This is a genomic window from Micromonospora sp. II, assembly GCF_001709195.1.
GTDB lineage: Bacteria > Actinomycetota > Actinomycetes > Mycobacteriales > Micromonosporaceae > Micromonospora > Micromonospora chalcea.
Genome location: NZ_LYXF01000006.1, coordinates 158,643 through 178,742 on the forward strand (window position 1 = coordinate 158,643; position 20,100 = coordinate 178,742).

17 protein-coding genes are annotated in these 20,100 nt (G+C 71.5%); 12 read left to right on the top strand and 5 right to left on the bottom strand.

The window, feature by feature from the left end; translation table 11 throughout:
* Positions 1–92 precede the first annotated feature (92 nt).
* The 5 genes from mtrA to hpf all read left to right on the top strand — a co-directional run bounded on the left by mtrA (position 93) and on the right by hpf (position 5,952).
* On the top strand, positions 93–782 hold the full coding sequence (gene mtrA / locus A8711_RS03905; protein WP_030501405.1) for an MtrAB system response regulator MtrA: 690 nt from the start codon (positions 93–95) through the stop codon (positions 780–782).
* A gap of 16 nt (positions 783–798) precedes the next feature.
* A complete protein-coding gene (gene mtrB / locus A8711_RS03910) occupies positions 799–2,550 on the top strand; it encodes an MtrAB system histidine kinase MtrB (RefSeq protein WP_369830099.1) in 1,752 nt (583 codons plus the stop codon).
* Complete coding sequence (locus A8711_RS03915; protein ID WP_069087465.1) at positions 2,547–4,346, top strand: LpqB family beta-propeller domain-containing protein; 1,800 nt, start codon at positions 2,547–2,549, stop codon at positions 4,344–4,346. Before mtrB ends, A8711_RS03915 begins: the two co-directional genes overlap by 4 nt.
* A gap of 6 nt (positions 4,347–4,352) precedes the next feature.
* Positions 4,353–5,057: a ComF family protein gene (locus A8711_RS03920; RefSeq protein WP_043326388.1), complete on the top strand. Its 705-nt coding sequence runs from the start codon at positions 4,353–4,355 to the stop codon at positions 5,055–5,057.
* A 250-nt stretch (positions 5,058–5,307) separates the two neighbouring features.
* On the top strand, positions 5,308–5,952 hold the full coding sequence (hpf, locus tag A8711_RS03925) for a ribosome hibernation-promoting factor, HPF/YfiA family (RefSeq protein WP_043326386.1): 645 nt from the start codon (positions 5,308–5,310) through the stop codon (positions 5,950–5,952).
* Positions 5,953–5,997: 45 nt separating this feature from the next.
* Here the strand turns inward: hpf and A8711_RS03930 are convergent, their stop codons facing one another.
* Entirely contained in the window at positions 5,998–7,104 is a 1,107-nt protein-coding gene (locus tag A8711_RS03930) for a GNAT family N-acetyltransferase (protein ID WP_069087466.1), read from the bottom strand.
* On the bottom strand, positions 7,101–8,258 hold the full coding sequence (locus A8711_RS03935; protein ID WP_069087467.1) for a GNAT family N-acetyltransferase: 1,158 nt from the start codon (positions 8,256–8,258) through the stop codon (positions 7,101–7,103). The genes A8711_RS03930 and A8711_RS03935 overlap by 4 nt, the downstream gene beginning before the upstream one ends.
* Positions 8,259–8,427: 169 nt before the next feature.
* On the opposite strand from A8711_RS03935, the gene secA reads away from it, so the two are divergent.
* Complete coding sequence (gene secA / locus A8711_RS03940; RefSeq protein WP_069087468.1) at positions 8,428–11,325, top strand: preprotein translocase subunit SecA; 2,898 nt, start codon at positions 8,428–8,430, stop codon at positions 11,323–11,325.
* A 219-nt stretch (positions 11,326–11,544) separates the two neighbouring features.
* Here the strand turns inward: secA and A8711_RS03945 are convergent, their stop codons facing one another.
* Positions 11,545–12,123, bottom strand: a complete 579-nt coding sequence (locus tag A8711_RS03945) for an Rv3235 family protein (RefSeq protein ID WP_043326379.1) — start codon at positions 12,121–12,123, stop codon at positions 11,545–11,547.
* A gap of 95 nt (positions 12,124–12,218) precedes the next feature.
* On the bottom strand, positions 12,219–12,446 hold the full coding sequence (locus A8711_RS03950; RefSeq protein WP_030501414.1) for a helix-turn-helix domain-containing protein: 228 nt from the start codon (positions 12,444–12,446) through the stop codon (positions 12,219–12,221).
* Positions 12,447–12,641: 195 nt separating this feature from the next.
* On the opposite strand from A8711_RS03950, the gene A8711_RS03955 reads away from it, so the two are divergent.
* Positions 12,642–13,151, top strand: a complete 510-nt coding sequence (locus tag A8711_RS03955) for a hypothetical protein (RefSeq protein WP_043326377.1) — start codon at positions 12,642–12,644, stop codon at positions 13,149–13,151.
* A gap of 9 nt (positions 13,152–13,160) precedes the next feature.
* Here A8711_RS03955 and A8711_RS03960 read toward each other — a convergent pair whose 3' ends face one another.
* Positions 13,161–14,294, bottom strand: coding sequence for a hypothetical protein (locus tag A8711_RS03960; protein WP_069087469.1), 1,134 nt, complete (start codon positions 14,292–14,294; stop codon positions 13,161–13,163).
* Between the two features lie 568 nt (positions 14,295–14,862).
* Between A8711_RS03960 and pruA the strand changes: the two genes are divergently transcribed.
* From pruA to ftsX, 5 genes are all read left to right on the top strand, one after another.
* Positions 14,863–16,491, top strand: a complete 1,629-nt coding sequence (gene pruA, locus A8711_RS03965) for an L-glutamate gamma-semialdehyde dehydrogenase (RefSeq protein WP_064447768.1) — start codon at positions 14,863–14,865, stop codon at positions 16,489–16,491.
* Between the two features lie 134 nt (positions 16,492–16,625).
* The gene (locus A8711_RS03970; protein WP_043326375.1) at positions 16,626–17,141 is read left to right on the top strand and encodes a PadR family transcriptional regulator; all 516 of its coding nucleotides are present in this window, start codon (positions 16,626–16,628) and stop codon (positions 17,139–17,141) included.
* A gap of 45 nt (positions 17,142–17,186) precedes the next feature.
* On the top strand, positions 17,187–18,308 hold the full coding sequence (gene prfB, locus A8711_RS03975) for a peptide chain release factor 2 (protein ID WP_069087470.1): 1,122 nt from the start codon (positions 17,187–17,189) through the stop codon (positions 18,306–18,308).
* Between the two features lie 118 nt (positions 18,309–18,426).
* Positions 18,427–19,107, top strand: a complete 681-nt coding sequence (gene ftsE, locus A8711_RS03980) for a cell division ATP-binding protein FtsE (protein ID WP_013284225.1) — start codon at positions 18,427–18,429, stop codon at positions 19,105–19,107.
* A 65-nt stretch (positions 19,108–19,172) separates the two neighbouring features.
* On the top strand, positions 19,173–20,048 hold the full coding sequence (gene ftsX, locus A8711_RS03985; RefSeq protein WP_030501420.1) for a permease-like cell division protein FtsX: 876 nt from the start codon (positions 19,173–19,175) through the stop codon (positions 20,046–20,048).
* Positions 20,049–20,100 lie beyond the last annotated feature (52 nt).

Genomic DNA, 20,100 nt, shown 5'->3' on the forward strand with positions numbered 1-20,100 from the left:
CCGCTTGCTGTGGTGCGCGGGCCCGCTCGGCGCTACCGTGCCGTGGAGACGCCGAACCCCTCCAGACGAACGGGGATGGAACGATAAACCCCATGAGAGCCCGGGTACTCGTGGTCGACGACGACCCCGCCCTCGCCGAGATGCTCGGCATCGTGCTGCGCAGCGAGGGCTTCGTGCCGTCCTTCGTCGCTGACGGCGAACGGGCGTTGGCCGCCTTCCGCGACAACCGACCCGACATCGTCCTGCTCGACCTGATGCTCCCCGGYATGAGCGGCATCGACGTGGCCCGCGCCATCCGGGGCGAGTCCGGCGTGCCGATCGTGATGCTGACCGCCAAGAGCGACACCGTGGACGTGGTGCTCGGCCTGGAGTCCGGCGCCGACGACTACGTGGTGAAGCCGTTCAAGCCCAAGGAGCTGGTGGCCCGGATGCGGGCCCGGCTGCGCCGGGGCGAGGACGTGGCCCCGGAGATGCTGACGATCGGGCCGCCCGGCAACCAGATCACCATCGACGTGCCGGCGCACACGGTCAGCCGCGACGGCGACGAGGTGAAGCTGACCCCGCTGGAGTTCGACCTGCTGGTCGCGCTCGCCCGCAAGCCGCGTCAGGTCTTCACCCGCGAGGTGCTGCTGGAACAGGTCTGGGGCTACCGCCACGCCGCCGACACCCGCCTGGTGAACGTGCACGTGCAGCGGCTGCGCGCCAAGATCGAGCCGGATCCGGAGCGACCCGAAATCATCCTGACCGTGCGGGGCGTGGGTTACAAGGCGGGTACCGGATAGCCTGGTCAGCACTGTGGTGACCACCCCGCTGCCGGACACGCCGACCGCCGAGCCCCGCCGGCTCCACGCCGTGCGGGCGCTCTGGCTCGCCCTGAGTGGCCGGGTCGCCCGGCTGGTCGCCGCGGTGCACCAGGCCTGGCGGCGGTCGCTCCAGGTGCGTGTGGTCACCATCACGCTGGTGGCGTCGAGTCTGCTGGTGGGCGGTTTCGCCTACCTGATCGCCGACAAGATCACCAGCATCCTGCTGGAGAACGCCGAGACCGACGTGCGGCTGCGGCTGAGCAACGGCAGCGAGTACGCGGCGAAGCAGTTCAACCTCTACAGCCAGCCGCAGGAGGCGCAGCTCCAGAACACCATCGACGGCACGGTGAACTATCTGGCCGGCGGTGACCCGACGCAGACCAGCGGCGTCGTGGTGGCGATCACCGCCGACAACTTCGCCGAGTTCATCGAGCCGCGCACCACGCCCGAGGTGCCGGTGGGCACGGTGATCGGCGACGAGCTGCGGGCCGCCGTGGCCTCCGGCAAGGTCGCCCACCAGATCCGCACCGGGTCGCTCGGCGGCGAACGCACCAAATACCTGGTCTACGGCTCCCCGGTGCCCACCAAGTTCGGGCAGGTCGAGCTCTACTACCTCGTACCCCTGGCCCGGCAGGACGCGACGGCGGCCGACGCCCGGGCCACGGTGGTCGCCACCGGCGTCGCGCTCGTGCTCCTGCTCGGCCTGCTGGCCGCCCTGGTCACCCGCCTGGTGGTGACGCCGGTACGGGTGGCCGCGCGCACCGCGCAGCGGCTCTCCGCCGGCCTGCTCGACCAGCGCATGGTGGTGAACGGCGAGGACGACCTCGCCCTGCTGGCCGCCTCGTTCAACCAGATGGCGACGAACCTGCAACGGCAGATCCTCCGACTGGAGGAGATGTCCCGGCTGCAACGCCGGTTCACCTCGGACGTCTCGCACGAGCTGCGGACGCCGTTGACCACGGTCCGGATGGCCGCCGACCTGATCTTCGCCGAGCGGGACGAGTTCGACCCGGCGGTGGCCCGCAGCGCCGAGCTGCTCCAGGCCGAGCTGGACCGGTTCGAGGAGCTGCTCACCGACCTGCTGGAGATCAGCCGGTTCGACGCCGGCTTCGCGGTGCTGGACAGCGAGCCGACCGACCTGGTGCCGGTGGTGCACCGGGTCACCGAGCGGCTGGCCGGGCTGGCCGAGCGGGTCGGGGTCACGATCGAGCTGGACCTGCCGGACACTCCGGTGATCGCCGAGGTCGACCCGCGCCGCGTCGAGCGGGTGCTGCGCAACCTGGTCGGCAACGCGGTCGAGCACGGCGAGGCCAAACCGGTACGGATCACCCTGGGCCAGGACCGCAGCGCGGTGGCGATCACCGTGCGGGACCACGGCGTCGGCCTCAAGCCGGGGGAGGAGAAGCTGGTGTTCAACCGCTTCTGGCGGGCCGACCCGTCGCGGGCCCGGCAGACCGGCGGCACCGGGCTCGGCCTGTCGATCAGCCTGGAGGACGCCCGCCTGCACGGCGGCTGGCTGGAGGCGTGGGGCGCGCCCGGCCAGGGCGCCCAGTTCCGGCTCACGCTGCCGGCCCGGGCCGGGGACCGGCTCACCACCTCCCCGCTGCGGCTGGTGCCGGCCGACGCCACGGTGCCGTTCGGCGGTCCCCGCGACGGCGGCCTGCTCGCCATCGGCCCGGGCACCGACGCCGGAACGCTGACCGTGGAGCCCGCCACCGACGGCGACCGGGCGGAGGTCCGGCCGTGAGCCGCCGCGCCCTGGCCCTGCTGCTGGCCGGCGCCCTGCTTCCGGCCGCGCTCGTCGGCTGCGGCATCCCGGGTGAGACAGACGTCCAGATCGACGGCTCGGTGCCGGCCGCGCAGGGCGGAGCGCTCAACGGCAGTCCGGCCCGGCCGCCCGAACCGGCCGACAGCAGCGAGCCGGTGCCGTTCATCGAGAACTACCTGCGGGCGGCGGCGGCCGGGGAACGCGACCAGGCGTACGCCCGGGCCCGCAAGTTCCTCGCCGAGGAGTCCCGCGACCTGCTCCCGGGCAAGCCGCAGACCAGCGAGGTCGAGCTGACGGTGGTGCGGCTGCGGGAGAAGCCGGAGAGCACGCCGCCGAACAACCAGGGCACCAGCACCGTGACGCTCAAGGTGCAGCAGGTCGGCGTGCTGCGGGCGGACGGCACGCTCGGCCCGCCGGTGGCCAGCGACACGCAGTACGTCTTCGAGCTGCGCCGCGCCGAGCCGGCCGGGACCGGACTGCTGATCACCGAGGCGCCGAACGTGCTGCTGGTGAGCGACTCGGCGATGCGTGAGTACTACCGTCCGCGCACCGTCTACTTCTGGAACTCGGACCAGACCCGGCTGGTGCCGGACCAGCGCTACCTGCTCTCCTCGGCGCCGACCGAGCGGCGGATCACCGAGGTGATGAAGTGGCTGGCGGACCGCCCCTCGGATTGGCTGGCCGCCGGCGTGACCGGGTTGCCCGACGGCACCCAGCTGATCAACAACGCGACCGGGACGGACGGGCACTGGGAGATCAACCTGAACATGCCGGGGGCCAACGAGCAGCGGCTGAACCGGCTCGGCACCCAGTTGGCCTGGTCCCTGTCGGACCTGGACGGCGTGGTCGACCTCAAGATCCAGAACCAGAAGCGGCTGACCGTCGACCTCCGGCGGGAGCGCGTCTCGGTCGTCGCGTACCCGCGCGGGGCGAACCCGATGCGGTTGGGCGTCTACGACGGCGCCGTACGCCCACTGGCGTTCGGCAACGAGCCGCGGGCCGCCGTGCCGCTGCCGCCGGAGGAGAACCGCAACGTGGTCTCCGCCGCGCTCGCCCGTGCCGAGGAACAGGTGCTGGCCGCGCTCGTCGTGACCGGCGCCGACAACCGCAAGCGGCTCAAGGTGGGCTCCGGCGCGGAGCCGGTGGCCACGCTCAACGCGAGCGACCGCACGTTCCGCGCGATGAGCCGCCCGACCTGGCTGCGGTCGCTGACCAAGGCCCGGCCGGGTGGCCTGGTGGCGGCAGACGGCAAGCTCTACCGGTTCGACGGGTCGGGCCGGATGAGCGAGATCGCGCTGTCCGTGTCCGGCCCGGTGACGGCGGTCGCCGGTTCCCTCGAAGGCCACCGGGTCGCACTGGTCAGCGGCGGCGCGCTCTACGTCGCCGCGGTCAGCGTCGACGGCGGCGTGGTCAACCTGGGACAGCCGCGCCGAGTGGCCACCCTGCTCACCGGCGTGACGGTGGTGGACTGGGTGGCGGAGAACGAACTCGTGCTGGCCGGCAACGAGGCGGACCGGCGTTCGGCGATCCACCAGCTCAGCGTCGACGGCGTGTGGGAGACCCCGCTGGCGGTGGAGATCGGCGCCCCGGTCACCCAGCTCGCCGGGTATCCGGGCGGCAGCGACCGGGGCCTGGCCGCGTTCTCGTTCATGTTCGAGACGGACGGGGCGGCCTGGCGGAACAACCCGTTCGACTTCGTCAAGCGGGAGCAGGTGCTCGACGTGCCGGCCGGCAGCCGGGCGACCAACCCGACCGCCCCGTTCTTCCTCTACTGAGCCGCCGTGCGTGACCTGGGCGGGCTCTGGTCGGACCTGACCGACCTGGTGCTGCCCGCCGGGTGCGCCGGCTGCGGCGGGGGAGCGGCGCGGCTGCGGCAGGGCTTCTGCCCCGGCTGCGTACGCGAACTGGAGTCGCTGCGCCCCGCGCCCACCCGGCCCGATCCGGCCCCGCCCGGCCTGCCGCCCTGTGTCGCGCTCGGCCCGTACGGCGGGGCGCTGCGCGAGGCGCTGCTCGCGTACAAGGAACGGGGCCGGCACGGGCTGGCCCGGCCGCTCGGCGCGCTGCTGGCGGAGGTGGTCGCCGAGGCGGTGGGGCCGCCCGGCCCGGTGACGCTGGTGGCGGTGCCGGACACGGCCCGCGCCGCCCGGGCCCGCTACGGCGACCACCTGGACCGGCTGGTCCGCCCGGCGGCGTCCCGGCTGCGCGCGGCCGGCTGGCCGGTGCGCGTGCTGCGACCGCTGCGGGCACTGTCCCGGCCCGACTCGGTGACGCTGGACAGCGCCGGACGGGCCACCGCGGCCGAGGCGGCGTTCCGGTTGCGCCGCCCCGTGACCGGACACCGCCCGGCCGGGACCGTGGTGCTGCTGGACGACATCGTCACCACCGGCGCGACGCTCGCGGCGGTGAGCCGGATGTTGCACCGCGCGGGAATGACGCCAAAGGCCGCGGCCGTGCTCGCCGCAACGCAAAAGCGGCACGTTCGGTGACGCTTCGTGTATCCGTTTCACCCCATGGTGTATGAGGTGTTAAATTCCGCAACCCCTTTCGGCAACCAGGGGTGACGGTTGGCGGTACAGGAGTTAGCGTTTCGGTGTCGGGGGTAGAGAGGATGCCAACCTTCCCCCGGCGCTGGAAGGAGGCGTAGCCGAACACCACCGGTCGACGCCGAGCGGGGCCCTCCCGGGCGGGTCGACCGGATTCTCCGGACCGAACGACCGTCCGAACAAGGGAGGTCACGTGGACATCGTGGTCAAGGGCCGTAACGTCGAAGTGCCGGACCATTACCGGGTGCACGTAGCCGAGAAGCTCGCGAAGATCGAACGCTACGACCAGAAGCTCATTCGCGTGGACGTCGAGTTGTTCCACGAGCGCAATCCACGCCAGGCGGACCACTGCCAGCGAGTGGAGATCACCTGTGTCACGCGCGGCCCGGTGATCCGGGCCGAGGCCTGCACGAGCGACTTCTACAGCGCGCTCGACGCCGCAATCGCCAAGTTGGACACCCGCTTCCGCCGCGCGGCGGACCGCCGCCGGGTGCACCGGGGGCGGCACGCGCCGATCTCCGTGGCCGCCGCGACCGCCGGACTGCCGGTGGCCGAACTCGACGGGCCCGGCCTGGCGGCGCGCGACGGCCACGGCGCCGCCACCGCCGTCGCCGAACGTCCCGACGAGGACGGTCACGTCGAACCCGACGACCAGCCGTGGCACATCGCCCGGGCGAAGGTCCACCCCGCCGATCCGATGACCGTCGACGACGCGCTGTTCCAGATGGAACTGGTCGGCCACGACTTCTACCTGTTCCAGGACAAGGAGTCCGGCCGCCCGAGCGTGGTCTACCGGCGGCACGCGTACGACTACGGGATCATCCAGCTCGACACGTGACCCCTTGACCGGTGAGACGGGCCCCCGCATGCGCGGGGGCCCGTCTCAGTTCTCGTCGGTGGCGAGCCGGCCGTAGACCACCGAGTCGACCCGGGCGCCGTCCGGGCCGGGCAACCGCCCGCGCAGCAGCCCTTCCCGCCGGAAGCCGGCCCGTTCCAGCACGCGCTGCGAGGCCACGTTGTCCGGCCGGGTACCGGCCCAGAGCCGGGCCACCCCGATGCCGAACGCCCACCCGGCGACCAGCCGGACCGTACGCGCGGCCAGCCCGCGCCCGCGCGCCTCCGGCAGCAGGCTGTAGCCGATCATCGCCTGGCCGGTGGCGGGCTCGTCGTAGAACAGCGCGCACCCGCCGACGACAGCGCCGGTCACCGCGTCGACGATCGCCAGGTCGGCGGCCTCGCCGGCCAGCCAGCGGCTCGCCGCCAGCCGGCAGCGCCGCGCGAGCGCGGTCCGCTCCGGCGCCACCGGCGGCACCCGGTTCGCCACCACCTCCGGCAGCGAGTGCAGCCGGTGCAGCACGTCGGTGTCCGCCGGCCCCACCGGCCGCAGCGTCACCACGCCGTCGGTGAGCCGGCCGCCGGGCAGGTCCGGCAGCAGACGGGCGACCGGTCCCGGCGGGTCGTCGGCCAGCCGCACCCAGGCGATCAGATCCTCGCGTACGCCGCCCGCGCTCGCGCCCGCCGCCCGGCGTACGCCCTCGTGCCGGTAGCCGCAGGCCAGGGCGATGCGCTGGCTCGGCACGTTGTCGACGCGGGTGAGCAGTTCCAGCCGGGCCGCCCCGGCGGCGAACGCACGCTCGGTCAGCAGCCGGGTGGCGGCGCTCGCCACGCCCCGGCCGCGCGCCGCGGGACCCACCCAGTAACCGATCTCGTAGCTCGCCCGCTCCGCGCTGAGCCGGCTCAGACCGATGCTGCCGAGGAGCCGGTCGGTGGCCGGGTCGGCGATCGTGTACGCGGCCCCACCCGCCGCCCACGCCGCCGGCGAGCCCTCGGTGATCCACCAGCGGGCGGCGTCCTCGTCGTAGGGATCGGGCAGCAGGGGCATGAACCGGCGGGTCTCCGGGTCGGCGCACCCGGCCACCATGTCCGGCACGTCCCCGAGGTGGCACGGCCGCAGCCGTACGCCGTACCCCTCGATCGTCTCCGGCGTCACACCAGGTCCTCCGGCAGCAGCGCGCCGATCCACGCGTCCTGGCGCTCGCCGCGGTGCTGGACGCCGCCGCGCAGCGTGCCCTCGACGGTGAAGCCGGCCTTCTCGGCGGCCCGCCGCGAGGCGGTGTTGCCCACGTTGGCCCGCCACTCGATCCGGGCCAGGCCGAGCGTGGTGAAGCCCCAGGCGCACACGGCGGTGAGCGCGGCCGGCAGATAACCCCGGCCGCGCGCGTGCGGCGCGGTCATGTAGCCCACGTCGGCCACCAGCGGGTCGTTGGGGAGGATGCGCAGGTCGATCGAGGCGACGTAGCTGTCGTCCGGGTCGGCCACGGCGAACGTCGCGGCGGTGCCCCGGGCCCAGGCCGGGCGGACCAGGTCGTGCAGGAAGCCCTCGGCGTGCTCCGGCCGGTACGGGTGCGGCACCGTGGTCCAGCGGATCGTCTGCTCGTCCTGGCAGGTGCGGGTCACCGCGGGCAGGTCGCGCTCCTCCAGCGCGCGCAGCCGCAGCTCGGTGTCCCCGGCGGTGGCGAACAGGACCGGCTGCGGCCGGCCGAAGACCGCCGCGCGGCGGGCCTGCAGCGTGTCCGGCCCGTAGGGGACCGGGTCGCCGGGCGCGGCCAGCTCGGCCGGGAACAGGGAGCCGATCCAGCCCTCCGGACGGCCGCCGGGGCTGGGGTGGGCCAGCCGCAGTTCACCCTCGACGCGGAAGCCGGCGCGCAGCGCGACCAGCCGGGAGGCGTGGTTGCCGATCTCGGCCTGCCAGGTGAGCCGGCGCAGCTTGAGCGCGTCGAACGCCCAGCGGGCGAGCGCGCGGGTGGCGCGGACCGCGACGCCCCGGCCCCGGGCCCACGGCGCGGTCCAGTAGCCGACCTCGGCCGAGTCCAGCTCGCGGTCCACGGAGACCAGGCCGCACGAGGCGAGCAGCTCCCCGGTGCCGGCGTCGCAGACCGCGAACGGTGCGCCCGCGCCCTCGGCCCAGGCGGTCGCGCTGAACGTGGTCACGAACTCGGCGGCGTGCTCCGGCAGGTACGGGCGAGGTACGGTGGTCCAGCGCTGGATGTCCGGATCCTGGCAGGCACGGTGCACCGCGTCGGCGTCTTCCGCACGCCAGGGGCGCAGCAGCAGGCCGTCCTCGATGATCTCCACAGGCTCCATCCGAGCCATCGTGCCGGATCGTTCGCGCACGGCGTAACCCGATTAGCGGCCGGTGGCGCACGGTCGCGGCGTTATGTCGGGTTCCGGAGCCCGGACCGCCGCCACCAGTGACCATCGTCGCCTCCGAGCGCCTACGATGGTTCGAGACCGTCTAGGGGAGCGTTGATCCGTGTCGATTCTGGAAAAGGTCCTTCGCGCCGGCGAGGGGCGCATGGTGCGTCGGCTCAAGGCCATCGCGGCCGCCGTCAACTCGATCGAGGACGACTACGTCAACCTCAGCGACGACGAGCTACGCGGCATGACCGACCAGTTCAAGGAGCGGCTCGCTGACGGCGAGACCCTCGACGACCTGCTGCCCGAGGCGTTCGCGGTGTGCCGTGAGGCGGCCTCCCGGGTGCTCGGCCAGCGTCCCTACGACGTCCAGGTCATGGGTGGCGCGGCGCTGCACTTCGGCAACATCGCCGAGATGAAGACCGGTGAGGGCAAGACGCTCACCTCGGTCATGCCGGTCTACCTGAACGCGCTCGCCGGCAAGGGCGTGCACGTGGTCACCGTGAACGACTACCTGGCCGAACGCGACGCCGCCTGGATGGGCCGGGTGCACGAGTTCCTCGGCCTGCGCGTCGGCGTGGTGCTGCCCAACCGGCCCGCCACCGAGCACCGCGCGGCCTACGAGTGCGACATCACCTACGGCACCAACAACGAGTTCGGCTTCGACTACCTGCGCGACAACATGGCCTGGTCGAAGGACGAACTGGTCCAGCGCGGCCACTTCTTCGCCGTGGTCGACGAGGTCGACTCGATCCTCATCGACGAGGCGCGTACCCCGCTGATCATCTCCGGTCCGGCCGAGCACTCCGCCCGGTGGTACCAGGAGTTCGCCACCGTGGTGGCCCGGCTCCAGCCCGGCACCGACGGCGAGGGCGACTACGAGGTCGACTACGCCAAGCGCACCATCGCGATCACCGAGCGCGGCGTGGCCAAGGTGGAGGACCGCCTCGGCATCGACAACCTGTACGAGTCGGTGAACACCCCGCTCGTGGGCTACCTGAACAACGCCATCAAGGCCAAGGAACTCTACAAGCGCGACAAGGACTACATCGTCAACGACGGCGAGGTCCTGATCGTCGACGAGTTCACCGGCCGCATCCTGCACGGCCGCCGCTACAACGAGGGCATGCACCAGGCGATCGAGGCCAAGGAGGGGGTGGAGATCAAGCAGGAGAACCAGACCCTGGCCACCATCACCCTCCAGAACTACTTCCGCCTCTACGACAAGCTCTCCGGCATGACCGGTACCGCCCAGACCGAGGCGGGCGAGTTCAACAAGGTCTACAAGGTCGGCGTCGTGACCATCCCGACGCACCGGCCGATGGTCCGGCTCGACCGGCCCGACGTCATCTACAAGACCGAGAAGGCCAAGTTCAACGCCGTCGTCGAGGACATCGCCGAGCGGCACGAGCAGGGCCAGCCGGTGCTCGTCGGCACCGTCTCGGTGGAGAACTCCGAGATCCTGTCGCACATGCTGCGCCGCCGCGGCATCCCGCACTCCGTGCTGAACGCGAAGTTCCACGCCAAGGAGGCGGAGATCGTCGCCCAGGCCGGGCGCAAGGGCGCGGTCACCGTCGCGACCAACATGGCCGGCCGCGGTACGGACATCCTGCTCGGCGGCAACCCCGAGTTCCTCGCCGCGAACGAGCTGCGCCAGCGCGGGCTCGACCCGGTCGAGCAGCCGGAGGAGTACGCCAAGGCGATGGAGGAGATCCTCCCGACCTGGAAGCAGGCGTGCGACGTCGAGGCGGAGGAGGTCGCCGCCGCCGGTGGCCTCTACGTGCTGGGCACCGAGCGGCACGAGTCCCGCCGGATCGACAACCAGCTGCGCGGTCGCGCCGGCCGGCAGGGTGACCCGGGCGAGTCCCGCTTCTACCTGTCGCTGCAGGACGAGCTGATGAAGCGCTTCCGGGCCGGCGCGGTCGAGGCCGTGATGGACCGCTTCAACATCCCCGAGGACGTGCCCATCGAGTCGAAGATGGTCACCCGGCAGATCAAGAGTGCCCAGGCCCAGATCGAGGGCCAGAACGCCGAGATCCGCAAGAACGTCCTCAAGTACGACGAGGTGCTGAACAAGCAGCGCCAGGTGATCTACRCCGAGCGTCTGCGGGTGCTCAACGGCGAGGACCTGTCCGACCAGGTCCGCAACATGATCGACGACGTGGTGACCGCGTACGTGGTCGGCGCGACCAGCGACGGCTACGCCGAGGACTGGGACCTCGATCAGCTCTGGTCCAGCCTCAAGCAGCTGTACCCGGTCGGCGTCACAGTCGACGAGCTGGAGGAGGAGGTCGGTTCCCGCTCGGGCATCGACCAGGACTTCCTGCTCGCCCGCCTGAAGGAGGACGCGCACGCCGCGTACGACAGGCGCGAGGAGAGCCTCGGCGAGGAGGCGGTCCGCCAGCTCGAGCGGATGGTCCTGCTCCAGGTGATCGACCGCAAGTGGCGCGAGCACCTCTACGAGATGGACTACCTGCAGGAGGGCATCAGCCTGCGGGCGTACGCCCAGCGCGACCCGGTCATCGAGTACCAGCGCGAGGGCTTCGACATGTTCGCCACCATGATGGACGGCATCAAGGAGGAGACGGTCGGCTTCCTCTACAACCTGGACGTGCAGGTCGAGGAGGCCGAGCCGGAGGCCGAGGAGGTGCAGCTGCTGGAGAAGCCGGTGGAGATCCGGGCGAAGGGTCTCAACCGCGCGCCGCAGCAGCAGGGCCTGCAGTACTCCGCTCCCGCCGTGGACGGCGAGGCCGGTCGCGGCGCTCCGGTGATCGAGCGGCCCGAGCAGCAGGCGCCGGCGCTCGGCATCGGCCAGCAGTCGGAGCGCCCTGCCGCCGCCGGGCCGCGCCGGGCTCCGGCCGGTGCGAGCGGCCAGGCGGTCGCGGCGAGCACCGCCCGGCGGGCCGCCCCGGGCCAGGTCGACGGCGGCGAGGGCCCGTCCCGTAACGCGCCCTGCCCGTGTGGCTCGGGCCGCAAGTACAAGCGCTGCCACGGCTCGCCCAACGGCGGCAACTGACCCCGAACGCCCACGACGGGCCCCGGCCTCCCGGCCGGGGCCCGTCGCCGTCCCTGGGTTCCCCCAGGGCCCTCGCTCTCTCCCGCGATCTTGCAGTTCCGGCCCTCATCATGCCCGATTTATGCCGTTATCTACGGGACGGAAGTGCAAGATCGGCGCCGGTGGAGGCGCGGGTGGCCGCGGCGCGGTCGAGCCAGGTCGGGGGGCCCACGACCGGGCTCAGAGGACGTCCAGGACGAGGCACAGCCAGGTGCCTCGGCGGCGTTCCAGGCGTATCGCAACGGCCCAGCTCGTGCCTCCGACGCCGGCGAACACGGCGGTGGCCTCGACCGCGCCCGCGCGGGGCTCGCAGACCCGCAGACGCCGCAGGAGCAGAGTCGGCCGGGCGGTACGGCGGCGGACCGGGGTCACCCGGCGGGCTGCTCGGGTCAGCTCGGCCGCGACCGGGCCGGCCGACTCGGGCACGCAGAGCGGCCGGAGCTGGCCGGGTGGCCGGAAGCCGTTGACGATCTCCAGGAAGGTGCGGACGAACCGGTGTGCGGCCCGCGTTCCCTCGGGTGCGGCGGACGCGAGGGCTGACGCGGGGGTGCCGGTCCAGCGTGGCCAGGCGGGTGCCGGGTCCGGGGCGCGGCCGGCGGGGCGTGCGGCGGCACCGCGGCGCGGATCGCTCAGGTCGAGGGTGAGCTGCCCGACGGGACTCCACAGCGGCTCCTCGTCGACGCACGGCGGGTCGAGTGGCGGGGCGGGCCGGAGACGGACCGGCGGGCGGGGTGCGCGGGGACGGCGGGTATCGACCATCTCGAATCCTTGCGTTTGCCTTCGTTTGCCTCCGACAGGGCTTCATCTTCCCGGAATGGCGTCACCGGCGTCAATGGCCGACGGTCCTCGGGTGGTCACTCCTCGTCGCGCTCACCGAGCGGGTTCCCGCGTACCCACTCCGCCGTCTCGGCGTACTTCCGCTCGATGTATTCCTCCAGCCGGGAGCGCTCGACCCGCCACTGCCCCCGACCGCCGATCTTGATCGCCGGCAGCTCGCCACTGCGAACCATGTGGTAGACCTGCGAGTCCGAGACGTTCAGCTCGGCGGCGACGTCGGACAGCAGCAGGAACCTCGACTCCACGGTGACTCCCGGGGTTGGCTTCGTTTGCCTTAGTTTGCCATCACCGGCTGACATCGCCCCATGCCCGTTCGCCTGACACACCGGCGGGAGACTTCACCCGCGCGGATGCCGGGTGTATGACGGTCCTGGCGTACGGCATGATCGGCGCCCGGAGCCGGCGTCCGCCGGTGAGTGGCCTGAATGCGGGAGTGACCGGTGACCGACGAGCTTGTCCGGGTGTACCTGCCGGCGACCGTACCCATGCTCGCCCGGCTGCGCGAGGAGGGGCTGACCGCCGAGGCGGCGCACGCGGTCACCCCGGAACTGCGCGAGTGGTACGCCGAGGGCGACGAGGAGGAACTGGAGTACGTGGCCTTCACCCGGGCCGCCCAGGACGCGCTGTTCCTGCTCCGGAGCGACCCCGCCGCGCCCCGGCGACGGGTTGTCGTCTCGGCCGACCTGCCCGCCCGGGCGGTCGGACGGGTCGGCGGCGAGCTGGGGTCCAGCGTGGTCCGGCCGGCCGGACCGGTGCCGGTGAAGTCGGTCGCCGCGCTGCACGTCGACGGCGCGGAGGCGGTCGAGGACGTGGCCGCTGCCGTCGAGGTGGTGGCCGAGGCCCAGGCCGGCGACCCGGACGCCCAGTTCACCGTCGACGGCGCCGAGGACCACGAACTGGAGTGGTACGACGTGACCGAGCTGGACCTGCTGCTGCGCGAGGCCGGCTGAGCCGGCGGCTCAGGACGCCGCCGGCTCGTCCGTCTCGTCCTCGACCGGGCGGGGGCCGAGCGTGCGGCCGAACACGATGAGCGTGGTCAGCGCGCCCACGAAGAGCACCCAGATCCCGTTGTCCACCCGCGAGGTGCCGAGCGCGGTCTGCGCCACCTCGTCGGCCTCGCTGAGCGCGGCGGCCAGGTCGAGCAGCCCGCGGCCGCCGATCCGGATGATCACCTCGGTGAGCAGCAGGAGCAGGCCCGCGCCCGCGCCGGCCACCAGGTACGCCGGCCAGCGCAGCGGCGACGCCACGCCGTCGCGGCGCTCCGCCCGGCGGCGGGACCAGGTCAGATAGAGGTACGCGGCGAGGCCGGCGAGCAGGCCGGCGAGCAGCGATTCGGTACGCGAGACCCACTTGGCGGCGTCGAGCACCGACTGCTGGGTCTCCCCGGCGCCGAACAGGTCGGACAGCGGGTCCCGGGCGCGGCTGAACAGCACCACGAAGATCTGCGCGGTGAGCGTCGCAGCGGTGATCGCACCCACCACCCGGGCCTGACGCGCGCCCGCCATCGCGCCGCCGATGATCGCGGCTGCCGCCGTGGTCCCGGCGATCGTGTTCGTGGTGGCGTTGTCGGCGTACGTCAGGTTGATCGCCACCGCGGCGAGCAGCCCGACCACCAGGCCGGTCCCGACGGCGGCCAGGAACCGCAGCGTGGCCCGGCCGAGCCGGTTGGTCGCGGCCAGGGCGACGGTGGCGCCGGTGACCAGCGCCGCGGTGATGACGCCGGGCAGCGCGTACGCGGAGAGGCTGATCGCGGTCACGCCGGCCGCGGTCGAGTGGATCGCCTCGCGGGTCGACCAGAGCATGGCGGCCAGCCATCCGAGCGAGAGCAGGGCGAGTACGAGCGCGCCCGGGGCGAACTCCGGCCGACCGCCGGTGACAGTCCCCTCGTCCCCATGCGCGGGTCCGGCTGCGTCCTCGGCCGTCCGAGCCTCGCTCGCCGGTGCCTCGGCCGACGGTGCCTCTCCGGAGGGCGCCTTGACGGAGGACGCCTTGACGGAGGACGTCTCGACGGTGGCCCCGTCGCCCGTGGTCGGCCCGACGGTCTCGGGCTGATCCGTCTCCGCGGCCGTGGAGCTGCCGGGCTGGTTGCTCATCGTCTTCCCTTCGACGGTCGCCGGATCCCCGGGCCGGGCCGGGCAGGTCACCGGTCATCCAGCGTACGCGGCGCATCACCACTCCTCGGGCGGGCCGTGTGCCGTGTGCGCGTTGATCGACTGCAGTACGGCGATGTGGTGGCATCCCGAGGGCCCGGATACCGCCATTTCCCCGAGGTGGAGTGGATCAATGGCCGATAACCGCCAGCCGGGCGGGCCGTGTGGTGCAGTTGGTCGACTCCAGCTCGGGGAGGTGCCGCCCGGAGGCCCGGAACACCGCCACCCCCGAGATGGGCTGGATCAAAGGTCGAGTAAGCGCCGACGAATCGTCGACGAACTGGGGGCGCGATCCGATGTTTCGTCGGATCCGGGTGGGTTGGGGCCGACGGTCCGGAGATGAACCGGCCGTCCGGTGTGCCAGGGAGGCGCGTCCGGCGAGGGCTTGTCGTGACAGAATCGGGCCAGGTCCCGCCGCCGCCCACCCCGCGGCGCCCCGGTGTCCGGCCGCCCGGCCGGCGCCCGCGGGTCCGGTTTCGCCGTCGCCGTCGAGATCGCCAGGAGCCTGTTGATGGACGCCGTGTTCTCCGTACCCGAGCCGCTCAACGAGCCGGTCCACTCCTACGAGCCCGGCAGCGCCGACCGGGAACGGCTCCAGCGGCGGCTGGCCGAACTGGCCGCCGAGCGGATCGAGCTGCCCATGACGATCGCCGGCGAGCGGCGGATGGCCGGCGGCGCGTCGATCGACGTGGTGCAGCCGCACAAGCACGCGCACGTTCTCGGCGTCACCGGGCACGCCACCCACGACGACGCTCGCGCCGCGGTGCAGGCCGCCAAGGACGCCGCGCCGATGTGGCGCGCGCTGCCGTTCGAGGAGCGGGCCGCGATCTTCCTGCGCGCCGCCGACCTGCTGGCCGGCCCTTGGCGGGACACGCTCAACGCGGCCACCATGCTCGGCCAGTCCAAGACCGCCGTGCAGGCCGAGATCGACTCGGCGTGCGAGCTGATCGACTTCCTGCGCTTCAACGTGCACTTCGCCCGGCGGCTCCTGGCCGAGCAGCCGCTGTCCTCGCCCGGGGTCTGGAACCGCCTCGACCACCGGCCGCTGGAGGGCTTCGTCTACGCGATCACCCCGTTCAACTTCACCGCGATCGCCGGCAACCTGCCGTCCGCGCCGGCCATGCTCGGCAACACGGTGGTCTGGAAGCCGTCCCCGACGCAGCAGTTCGCGGCGCACTTCACCATGCGCCTGTTCGAGGCCGCCGGCCTGCCGCCCGGCGTGATCAACATGGTCACCGGCCGCGGCGAGGAGGTCTCCGAGGTGGTGCTCGCCGACCCGGACCTGGCCGGCATCCACTTCACCGGCTCGACCAAGGTGTTCCAGCACCTGTGGAAGACCGTCGGCGACAACATCGCCCGCTACCGCGGTTACCCCCGCCTGGTCGGCGAGACCGGCGGCAAGGACTTCGTGGTCGCGCACACCAGCGCCGACGTGGACGCGCTGCACACCGCGCTGATCCGGGGCGCCTACGAGTACCAGGGGCAGAAGTGCTCGGCTGCCTCGCGCGCGTACGTCCCACGGTCGATCTGGGAGGGCGGGCTGCGCGACCGGCTCGCCGCCACCGCGGACTCGCTGACCTACGGCGACGTGACCGACTTCAGCAACTTCGGCGGCGCGGTGATCGACGACAAGGCGTTCGGCCGGCACACCGCCGCGCTGGAGCTGATCAAGGGTGACGACTCCTGCCGCATCCTGGCCGGCGGCACCGCCGACGACTCGGTCGGCTACTTCGTCCGGCCGACGCTGTTCGAGTGCTCCGACGCGGCGCACGAGACGTTCACCACCGAGTACTTCGGGCCGATCCTCGGCGTGCACGTCTTCGACGACGCCCGCTTCGACGAGGTGGTCACCCAGGCCGAGTCGATCGCGCCGTACGCGCTGACCGGGTCGATCTTCGCGACCGACCGCCGGGTGGTCGACCAGGTGGCGGAGAAGATGCGGTACGCGGCCGGCAACTTCTACATCAACGACAAGCCGACCGGCGCGGTGGTCGGGCAGCAGCCGTTCGGCGGCGCCCGGGCCAGCGGCACCAACGACAAGGCGGGTTCCTGGCACAACCTGGTCCGCTGGATGTCGCCTCGGACGATCAAGGAGACGTTCGTTCCGCCGACCGATCACACCTACCCGCACATGGGCTGAGACGCTCGAAGAGGGCCCGTCCCGGCCGGGACGGGCCCTCTTCCTCATCCGACAGTGCACATCGGACCGGTCCGCGGGTGCCGAAATAGGCAAATCCTGGACGCCAGAGCCGACAAAGTGGCAGCTTAGAGGGCATGGCGGATTCCGGAGTCAACCCGACGGCGGCAGCTTTGCTCGGCCTGCTGCACGACGGCCCGATGACTGGCGGCCAGTTGATGGCCGCGGCTGAGCGCCGGCTGGCGCCGTACTGGTCGATGACCCGCAGTCAGGTCTACCGGGAGCTACCGGTCCTGGCCGAGAAGGGTCTGGTGCGTCTCGGCAAGCCCGGGCCGCGCATGAGTCAGCCGTACGCGCTGACAGCTGCCGGTAAACGGACATTCTCCCGCTGGCTGGCGGAGAATCCCGGCAAGGACACCATCCGTAACCCGATAGCGCTACGGATGGCGTTCGGCAACCTGCACTCGGCGAGCCAGCTCAAGAACCTCTACGCGACGGCGAACGAGTACCACACCGAGGCGCTGGCGGCGGTGCGGGAGCAGGTCAAGAACGCCAAGAAGGAAGGCGAGAGCTACGACGCCAGCGCGCTGGAGTTCGCCGTCGCCTACCACAAAGCGGCGCTGTCCTGGCTCAAGACCGCGCCGGTCGGCTGACCACCTGCAGCAGGTTGAGGGAACGACGCAGTAGTCTTGTCTGTCGTGACCGCTGCCGATTACGCCGAACAGCTCAAGGAACTCGACGCCACGCTGCGCAACATCGAGGCCGTGCTCGACCTCGACAAGCTGCGCGAGCAGAAGGCACGGCTGGAGCAGGAGGCCTCCGCGCCCGACCTCTGGGACGACCAGGCCAAGGCGCAGCAGGTGACGTCGCAGCTGTCGTACGTCAACGGCGAGATCACCAAGCTCGGCGACCTGCGCTCCCGGCTCGACGACGCCGGGGTGCTGCTGGAGCTGGCCCAGGCGGAGGACGACCCGGGCGTGCTGACCGAGGTCGAGTCGGAGATCGCCGGGCTGACCAAGGCCATCCAGGAGATGGAGGTCCGCACGCTGCTCTCCGGCGAGTACGACTCGCGGGAGGCGCTGGTGGCGATCCGGGCCGGGGCCGGCGGCGTGGACGCCGCGGACTTCGCCGAGATGCTGCTGCGGATGTACCTGCGCTGGGCCGAGCGGCACGGCTACCCGACCGAGGTCTACGAGACCTCGTACGCCGAGGAGGCGGGCCTCAAGTCGGCCACCTTCACGGTGAAGGTGCCGTACGCCTACGGCACGCTCAGCGTGGAGTCCGGCACGCACCGGCTGGTGCGGATCAGCCCGTTCGACAACCAGGGTCGCCGGCAGACCAGCTTCGCCGGCGTCGAGGTGCTGCCGGTCACCGAGCAGACCGACCACATCGACATCCCGGAGAACGAGGTCCGGGTGGACGTCTACCGGTCGTCCGGGCCGGGTGGGCAGAGCGTCAACACCACCGACTCGGCGGTGCGGCTGACCCACATCCCCACCGGCATCGTGGTGACCTGCCAGAACGAGAAGTCCCAGCTGCAGAACAAGGCCTCCGCGATGCGGGTGCTCCAGGCCCGGCTGCTGGAGCGCAAGCGGCAGGAGGAGGAGGAGAAGATGGCCGGCCTGAAGAGCGGCGGCACCAGCTCCTGGGGCGACCAGATGCGCTCGTACGTCCTGCACCCGTATCAGATGGTGAAGGATCTGCGTACCGAACAGGAGACGGGCAATCCGTCCTCGGTCTTCGACGGTGACCTGGACAGCTTCATCGAGGCGGGAATCCGCTGGCGGAAGCAGCAGCAGCTCAGCGCTGACGGTGCGTGATCACGTTCGGACTGAGCGCGTCATCGATCCCGTTCTGACCGGGTAAATCGATGACGCGCACCGCTTCGGCGGGCCTGGGGGCTTGGCTCTGCGGTTACACCGCGTAGACTACCGACCCGTGATTCAGCTTGAGCAAGTGACGAAGACGTACCCGAAGGCGTCCCGGCCTTCGCTCGACAACGTGTCCGTCTCGATCGAGAAGGGCGAGTTCGTCTTCTTCATCGGTCCATCCGGCTCCGGCAAGTCCACCATCATCAAGTTGCTGCTGCACGAGGTCACGCCCAACAAGGGTCGCGTCGTCGTCAACGGCAAGGACGTGACGTCGATGCGTTCCTGGAAGCGACCACACTTCCGGCGTTCCATCGGCTGCGTCTTCCAGGACTTCCGGCTGCTGCCGAACCGCACCGCGTACGAGAACGTGGCGTTCGCGCTGGAGGTGATCGGCAAGACGAAGGCGGTCGCCCGCCGGGTCGTGCCGGAGGTGCTGGAGCTGGTCGGTCTCGGTGGCAAGGAGCACCGCTACCCGCACGAGCTCTCCGGTGGTGAGCAGCAGCGTGTGGCGGTGGCCCGGGCGTTCGTCAACCGGCCACTGATCCTGCTGGCCGACGAGCCCACCGGAAACCTGGACCCGGACACCTCGATCGAGATCATGCGCCTGCTGGACCGGATCAACCGCACCGGCACGACCGTCGTGATGGTCACGCACGACTCCAACATCGTGAACCAGATGCGGCGCCGGGTGATCGAGATCGAGAGCGGCCGCATCGTGCGCGACCAGGCCCGCGGCGTCTACGGCTGAGCCGTACGACGTTCCGTAGACCCTGACGACGAACCCTCACGCCGGAGAGCCGGAGGAATATCCCGATGCGGATGAAGTACGTCCTGTCCGAAGTACTGGTCGGGCTGTGGCGCAACGTCACCATGACCATCGCCATGATCATCACAATGGCGGTGTCGCTGTTCATGCTGGGCGGCAGCGGCCTTCTGTACCAGAAGGTCGGCGACATGAAGGACCTCTACTACGAGAACGTCGAGGTCTCGATCTTCCTGAAGACCGACGCCACCAAGGAACAGGTCGACGCGCTGGGTCAGCAACTCGACCAGGACCCGCTGGTCAAGGACTCGACGTACGTCAACAAGGACCAGGCGTACGAGCGCTTCCAGCAGATGTACGCCGACGCCCCGGACCTGGTCAGCGCGGTCAAGCCGGACCAGCTTCCCGAGTCGTACCGGGTGAAGCTCAACGACCCCGAGCAGTACAAGGCGATCTACGACAAGTACAAGACCGCCGAGGGCATCGACACGATCGTCGACCAGAGCAAGCTGCTCGACAAGGTCTTCGGCGTGCTCAGCGGCTTCCAGAACGGCGCGCTCGCGATCGCTATGGTGATGGCCGTCGCCGCCCTGCTGCTCGTCGCGAACACCATCCAGGTGGCCGCGTACAGCAAGCGGCGTGAAGTGGCGGTCATGAAGCTGGTCGGCGCGTCGAACTGGTTCATCCAGGCGCCGTTCGTGCTGGAGGCGGTGGTGGCCGGTCTGTTCGGCTCCATCCTCGGCCTGCTGGCGTTGATCGCGGTGAAGGTGCTCGCGGCCGGCAGTTCGATGGCGGCCCTGGAGGGTCTGATCACCCCGATCTCCTGGTCCGACATCTTCCTGACCTTCCCGCTGATGGCCGCCGTCGGTGGCGTGGTCAGCGCGGTCACCGCCTGGGTCACGCTCCGCTTCTACCTGCGGGTCTAGTCACCCGTCCGGCTCCGGCAAGGGCCCTCCCGCGCGGAATAAACCGCGCGGG